This window comes from Kitasatospora sp. NPDC001095 (assembly GCF_053598615.1).
On sequence record NZ_JBSFKQ010000027.1, the window covers coordinates 95081 to 101349 of the forward strand.

The following is a 6269-nucleotide window of genomic DNA, read 5'->3' on the forward strand; positions in this document are numbered from 1 at the left end:
CCGCCCGGAGGAGCCCGCCCATGCCTGAGACCGCCCGCACCAGGACCGCCCTCGCCCTGCTCGGCGGCACCCGGGCCGTGCCCAGGGACGCCCCCGGCGGCACCTGGCCGATCGTCACCGGCGCCGACGAGCAGGCCGTCCTGCGCGTGCTGCACGGCGGCAGGCTGAACGCCGCCTCCCCCGGGGAACCCGAGGTCGCCGCCCTGGAGGAGGCCTGGGCCCGGGCCACCGGGACCCGGCACTGCGTCGCCGTCGCCTCCGGCACCGCCGCCCTGCACCTGGCCCTGCGCGGCTGCGGGACCGGCACCGGCGACGAGGTGATCGTCCCCGCCCTGACCATGAACGCCACCGCCCACGCGGTGGCCGCGACCGGCGCGACCCCCGTCTTCGCCGACATCGAACCCGACACCTACACCATGGACCCGTCGCGCACGGCCGAAGCCGCCGGCCCCCGCACCGCGGCCCTGCTGCCGGTCCACCTGCACGGACTGCCCGCCGACATGCCCGCGCTGAACCGCCTGGCCGCCCGCCTCGACGTCCCCGTCGTGGAGGACGCCGCCCAGGCCCACGGCGCGCAGCTGGACGGCCGGCGGGCCGGCGCGCTGGGCACCGCCGGCTGCTTCAGCCTGCATCCCCACAAGAACCTGCCCACCTGCGGCGAGGGCGGACTCGTCACCACCGACGACGACGGCCTGCGCGAACAGCTCGTACGGTTGCGCAACTTCGGCGAGCTGCAGCCCACAGGCGCGCGCAGCTACATCGCCCACCGGGCAGCGCTCAACGCCCGGATCGCGCCGATGGCGGCCGCGTTCACCCGCTCCCAGCTGGAACGCTTCGACGACAACGCCCGCCGGCGCGAGCCCGGGATCCGTGAATTCCTCGACCGGCTGGGCCGGTTGCCCGGGCTGCGGGTGCCGCGGATCCCGCCCGGGCGCACCCACGCCTGGCACATCCTGCGCCTGCTGCCCGACCCGCAGGAGCTCGGTCTGGGCCCCGAACACCGCACCGGTCTGCGCGCCGCCCTGCACCGGGTGCTGCGCGCCGAGGGCGTGCCGGTCTCCCAGTACCAGGTCGCCCCGCTGCCCGCGCACCCCGCCTTCCGCCCGACCGGGCCGGACGCCGGCTCCGCGCCGGACGAGGTGGCCGAGCGCTTCCCGGTGACCTGCGCCGTCGTCGACGGGTCGCTGTGCCTGCAGCGCCGCCACCTCGACCCGGACTCGGCCCCGCTGCTGCGCCACTACGCCGACGGCTTCGAGAAGGCCTGGGAGCACCTCGACCTGATCCGCCGGATGGCCCGCTCCCGCCCCGCCCCGACCTGGCAGGACGTCCTGCGCCGCGGCTGACCCGCACCACCCGCCCCGACCGCCCGCCGCCCGGACCGACCCCGTCCGAAGGGAGCCCGACATGGCCGCGCCGATCGCGACCGGCCCGCCCCACCCGCCCGCCGACACCCCGCAGGGCGGTGCGCCTGCCCCGGACGTCGCCCGGCCGCCAGGGGAGGACGGCACCCCGACCCCTGACGACACCCTGGTGACGGACCCGGCCCTGATGGCCCGGCGGATCCGGGAGGACGTGATCCGGATGGCCGGCGGCCCCGAGGGCGCGCACGCCGGCGGCAGCCTGTCCTGCGCCGAGCTGATCGCCGTCCTGCACACCCGGCTGCTGCGCCCCGGCGACGCCTTCGTCCTCAGCAAGGGCCACGCCGCCCCCGCGCTCTACAGCGCGCTGGTCCAGCTCGGCCGGCTCCCGGCCGGCGAACTGGACGGCTACGCCCGCCCCGGCAGCCGGCTGTTCGGCCACCCCTCGCACACCCTGCCAGGCGTCGAGTTCGCCACCGGCTCGCTGGGCCACGGCCTGGGCCTGTCGGTCGGGCTGGCCCTGGCCGAGCAGCTGCTCGGCAGCGGCCGGCACGTGTACACCGTGCTGGGCGACGGAGAGCTGCAGGAGGGCAGCGTCTGGGAGGCGGCCCTGCTCGCCGGGCACCGCCGGCTGCCCGGACTGGTCGCGGCGGTGGACCGCAACGGACTGCAGATCACCGGCGGCACCGAGGACTGCGTCTCCCTCGAACCGCTGGACGCCAAGTTCGTCGCGTTCGGCTGGCAGGTGCGTACCGTGGACGGACACGACCCGGCCGCGCTGGCCGAGGCCCTGCGTCCCTCCCCGGACGGCCCGGTCGCGGTGATCGCCCGGACGGTGAAGGGGCGCGGGGTGCCGTTCCTGGAACAGCGGGTGGCCGGCCACTACGCCAAGCTCTCCCCGGCCCTGGTGCGCCGGGCCCTGACCGCACTCGCCCGCCCGGCCGCAGGTGCGCAGTGAACGACGCCACCGCGGCCCGGACCGCGGAGGCCGCCGCCCCGGCCGCGGAGCCGCAGCCGGTCCAGCACTCCCAGCCGGGTCGGGCCCCGGGGCCCGACCCGCGGGCCGCCTACCGCGAGGCCCTGCTGGAGCTGGCCGCCACCGACCCCCGGGTGATCTGCCTGGACTCCGACACCGGAGGCCTGGAGAACACCTTCGGCGAGCGGTTCCCCGAACGGTACGTCAACGTCGGGATCGCCGAGGCGAACCTGATGACGGTCGCCGCCGGTCTCGCCCGCCGCGGCTTCGTGCCGTACGTGCACACCATGGCCGCCTTCGCCACGCTGCGCGCCGGCGAGTTCCTCAAGCTGGACGTGGCCGGCAACCGGCTGCCGGTGCGGGTGATCGCCACCCACGGCGGCCTGGCCGCCGCCCACTTCGGCACCAGCCACTTCGCCCTGGAGGACCTGGCGGTCACCCGCGCCCTGCCCGACCTGGCCGTCGTCGTGCCCGGTGACGCCCGTCTGATCGGCACCGCCGTCCGGCAGTTGCACGAACTGCCCGGCCCCGGCTACCTGCGGCTGGGCCGCTCGGCCACGCCCGAACCGCCCGGGCCGGTGCCCGAGCTGCGCCTGGGCCGGGCCCGGGTGCTGCGCGAGGGCGCGGACGTCACGGTGGTCGCGGCCGGCCCGCTGCCGCTGCTGTTCGCCCTGGAGGCGGCCGACGTCCTGGCCGGTGACGGCACCGGCACGCAGGTGCTGGACCTACACACGCTGCACCCGCTGGACCACGACGGCCTGCTGGCCGCCTGCCGCGGCCGCGCCGGGGTGGTGACCGTCGAGGAGCACCGCCCGCAGGGCGGCCTCGGCGACGCCGTCACCGAGGTGGTCGCCGCCGAACTCGCCCTGCCCGTACACCGCCTGGCCGTGCGCGGACGCCCCGGCGAACGCGTCGCCGGCCAGCGGGCCGCCCTGGAGCAGCACGGCGTGAGCACCGCCGCGGTGGTGGACGCCGCCCGCAAGCTGCTGGCCGCCACCGGCGGGCTGAGCACCCCGCGAACCCGAGAAACCCGACGATGAGGTGATGACGATGGCCTACCGGGCCCTGGTCCACGACGAGGACCGCATCCGCTACGTGCAGAGCGTGTTCGAGCGGGTGCTCCGGCTACCGCACACGGTTTCCGCGGACGACGAGTTCTTCGAGCTCGGCGGCACCTCGCTGACCGCCATGGAAGTGATCGACCTGATCGAGGCCGAACAGGGCCGGCGCCTACCGGTGCGCAACTTCTACCGGTCCACCGTCGTACGCGAACTGGCCGGTGAGCTCTCCCCCGGTTCCGACCCCGCCGCCCCCGCCGAACCGGCCGGTGGTCCCTGCTCCTCCCCCGCCGAGCCCCCCAGAGGTGCCTGATGCAGCGATCCGCCCAGCGCACGGCCGCTCCGGCGGACGTGCCGGCGCAGCGCCGGAAGAACCTCCACTCCCTGACCGGCCTGCGCTTCGTCGCCGCCTTCCTGGTGCTGTTGTCCCACCTCGGCATCAACCTGCTGCCCCGCGTCGCCCCGCAGCAGACCTTCGTGCTGCGGCTGTTCTACGAGGCAGGCGCCGTCGGGGTGTCGTTCTTCTTCATCCTCAGCGGCTTCGTCCTGACCTGGGTGGCCCAGGAGGGCGACACCGTCGGGAAGTTCTGGCGCCGCCGGTTCTTCAAGATCTACCCGAACCACCTGGTGACGTTCGCGGCCGCGCTCCTGCTCGCGGCGAGCGCCGGCCACGCCCTGTCCGGGCGCGACAGCATCACCACCCTGTTCCTGGTGCAGTCGTGGATCCCTGACCAGAAGCTCCAGTTCAACCTCTGGTCGAACACCCCGGCCTGGTCGCTGGCCTGCGAGGTGCTGTTCTACCTCTGCTTCCCCTGGCTGGTGGCGCTGCTGCGCCGGATCCCGCCCGCCAGACTGTGGCTCGCGTTCCTGCTCACCTACGCGGCGATCTGGGCCGTCCCGCTGATCGCCTCCGCCCTGCCCAGGAGCGGCGGCACGCACCTGGGCACCCACCAGCCCTGGTACTCCATGTGGTTCATGACGTTCTTCCCGCCGGCACGGATGCTGGAGTTCGTCCTCGGGATCGTCACCGCGCTGATCGTCGTCAACGGCCGGTGGATCCGCCTGCCCCTGCCCGCCGCCCTGCTCCTGCCCGTCATCCCGTTCGTCGCCAAGGGCGAGGTGTCGGACCGGCTCGGCTTCGTCGTGCTCACCGCCGTCCCGCTCGCCCTGCTGGTGGCTTCCGCCGCCACCGCCGACATCGGCGGGCGCCGCACCCTGCTCGGCGGGCGGGTCATGGTGTTCCTCGGCGAGATCTCCTTCGCCTTCTACCTGGTGCACTGGCTGGTGGTGACGTACGGCTGGATCGGCCGCACCTCACCGCTGTTCGGCGCCAAGCGCGGCACCGCCTCGACCTGGCCGGCGGTCGTCGGCCTGTCCGCGCTGACCCTGCTCGCCAGCCTGGTCCTCGCCTGGCTGCTGTACGTCCTGGTGGAACGGCCCGTCATGCGGCGTTGGAGCCGGGCGGCTCGGCCCCCGCAGGCCGTACCGGCTCCGGCCTGACCCACGGACAGGCCGTGCGGACCAGCCGCGTGACCGGGCCCGCCGGAAGGAAACCCTCCCGGCGGGCCCGGTCAGGGGCGCGGGCGGCCGCCTCAGCGCAGGTTCTGCAGCCGGACCTGCCCGCGGGCCACCAGGCTGCCCACGGCGTCCACCGTCTCCACCGCCCACACCTGCTGGGAGGCGCCCCGGTGGACCGGAAGCGCCGTCGAGGTCAGCCGCCCGTTGGCCCCCGTCACCGGCGCGAAGAAGTCCGTGGAGTTGCTGACCCCGACCACCGTGCCCCGCTCCCCCAGCCAGCGGTCGGCGGCCACGCTGGCCACGGACTCCACCACCGCGCAGTGCACCCCGCCGTGCAGGATGCCGTGCGGCTGCAGCAGGTCCGCACGCGCGGACCACACCGCCACCACCCGGTCCCGGCCGATCTCCTCGAACCGCAGGCCCAGATGCTCCACGTAGGGTCCGAGCCACAGCTCCCGGATGCCTGCCACTGCTGTCGTCTCTGTTGCTTCTGTCGTGTCTGTCGTCATGGATCCCGAGAATCCCAGCTGCCCGCCGACCCGGCAAGGCCCCTCGGAACGGACCCGTTGTGTCCCTCGCCCCAGGAGTCCCGCCGGCTCTGCGGCGCCGACCCCCAGAAAGAGGTTCAACCGACCATGGTTCGCCCCGGATCGTGCGACTGCGGTGTGACCGTCCTGCTGACCGGCCTGCCCAGCGCGGGCAAGACGACCATCGCGACCCTGCTGGCCGAGCGGCTGCGCGGCGACGGGCACCGGGTCGAGGTCCTGGACGGCGACGCCATGCGGCGTACCCTGTCGGCAGGCCTCGGATTCGACCGCGCCGACCGGCACGAGAACCTCCAGCGGATCGGCCTGATGGCCGACGTCCTCGCCCGCAACGGCGTCATCGTCCTCGTCCCGGTCGTCGCCCCCTACGCCGACAGCCGCCGGGCCGTACGCACCCGGCACGCCGACAGCGGCACCGGGTTCCTCGAAGTCCACGTCGCCACCCCGGTCGAGGTCTGCGCCGAACGCGACGTCAAGGGCCTGTACGCGAAGCAGGCCGCCGGGGAGATCTCCGGCCTCACCGGGGTGGACGACCCGTACGAGACCCCCGAACGACCCGACCTCGTCATCCCGGCCCACCGCCAGAGCGCCGAGGAGTCCGCCGAGGCACTCCTGGGCCTGCTGGTGGCGAAGCGGTTCGTCGGGTGACCGCCGTGGACCCGCTCCTGCGACCCGCCGTCGCGCCGTGCACGTCGTCCGGGCTCCCGGCCCTGTCGCATCTGGACGCGCTGGAGGCCGAGTCGGTGCACGTCTTCCGCGAGGTCGCGGGGGAGTTCGAGCGCCCGGTGATCCTCTTCTCCGGCGGCAAGGACTC

Annotated in this window: 7 protein-coding genes and 1 pseudogene; 7 read left to right on the forward strand and 1 reads right to left on the reverse strand. The window is 74.8% G+C overall.

Going from position 1 to position 6269, the window contains the following annotated elements; all coding sequences use genetic code 11:
• The first annotated feature begins 20 nt into the window (after window positions 1–20).
• From ACWDBB_RS22255 to ACWDBB_RS22275, 5 genes are all read left to right on the forward strand, one after another.
• The gene (locus ACWDBB_RS22255; RefSeq protein WP_449791269.1) at window positions 21–1343 is read left to right on the forward strand and encodes a DegT/DnrJ/EryC1/StrS family aminotransferase; all 1323 of its coding nucleotides are present in this window, start codon (window positions 21–23) and stop codon (window positions 1341–1343) included.
• A 61-nt stretch (window positions 1344–1404) separates the two neighbouring features.
• Window positions 1405–2316: a transketolase gene (locus ACWDBB_RS22260; protein ID WP_449791270.1), complete on the forward strand. Its 912-nt coding sequence runs from the start codon at window positions 1405–1407 to the stop codon at window positions 2314–2316.
• On the forward strand, window positions 2313–3374 hold the full coding sequence (locus ACWDBB_RS22265; RefSeq protein WP_449791271.1) for a transketolase family protein: 1062 nt from the start codon (window positions 2313–2315) through the stop codon (window positions 3372–3374). The genes ACWDBB_RS22260 and ACWDBB_RS22265 overlap by 4 nt, the downstream gene beginning before the upstream one ends.
• 4 nt (window positions 3375–3378) lie before the next feature.
• On the forward strand, window positions 3379–3705 hold the full coding sequence (locus ACWDBB_RS22270; RefSeq protein WP_449791272.1) for an acyl carrier protein: 327 nt from the start codon (window positions 3379–3381) through the stop codon (window positions 3703–3705).
• On the forward strand, window positions 3705–4892 hold the full coding sequence (locus ACWDBB_RS22275; RefSeq protein WP_449791273.1) for an acyltransferase family protein: 1188 nt from the start codon (window positions 3705–3707) through the stop codon (window positions 4890–4892). The genes ACWDBB_RS22270 and ACWDBB_RS22275 overlap by 1 nt, the downstream gene beginning before the upstream one ends.
• Window positions 4893–4984: 92 nt before the next feature.
• Here ACWDBB_RS22275 and ACWDBB_RS22280 read toward each other — a convergent pair whose 3' ends face one another.
• Window positions 4985–5344, reverse strand: a complete 360-nt coding sequence (locus ACWDBB_RS22280; RefSeq protein ID WP_449791274.1) for a PaaI family thioesterase — start codon at window positions 5342–5344, stop codon at window positions 4985–4987.
• A 201-nt stretch (window positions 5345–5545) separates the two neighbouring features.
• Between ACWDBB_RS22280 and cysC the strand changes: the two genes are divergently transcribed.
• Together cysC and ACWDBB_RS22290 are read left to right on the forward strand one after the other, a co-directional pair.
• Complete coding sequence (cysC, locus tag ACWDBB_RS22285; protein WP_449791275.1) at window positions 5546–6103, forward strand: adenylyl-sulfate kinase; 558 nt, start codon at window positions 5546–5548, stop codon at window positions 6101–6103.
• A 17-nt stretch (window positions 6104–6120) separates the two neighbouring features.
• Window positions 6121–6269, forward strand: a pseudogene (locus ACWDBB_RS22290) (sulfate adenylyltransferase subunit CysD); the annotation flags it as partial.